Annotated in this window: 1 protein-coding gene; it reads right to left on the reverse strand. The window is 72.1% G+C overall.

Annotated features, from left to right (window positions below):
- The coding region (locus ACZ3HH_RS30170) for a hypothetical protein (RefSeq protein WP_465810260.1) at nt 1-269 on the reverse strand (269 nt) is incomplete at both ends.

A 269-nucleotide genomic window follows, 5' to 3' on the forward strand; every position in this document is an offset into this window, starting at 1 on the left:
TCCCGCGGACCACGGCTGGTCGTTGACCGCGATGAAGGTCACGACGCACACGCCGTCTCCGCGCTCCCGCTCGGCGAGGAACACACGGAACCCGCGCATCACGGCGATGTACCGGGTGCTCGTCGGGTCGATGCCGCTGTCCGCGATGATGCCCGACGAGATCTTGTCGTCGTCGGTCTGCGGGAAGGCCAGTTCGGGATACGGGGATGCCGTCGACGCCGACGGCGCGGGGGAGGCGGCGGCGAGCGACGGCGAGGCGGCGCCCGCGG

Source organism: Pseudomonas sp. PME37.24/025, from assembly GCF_055556615.1.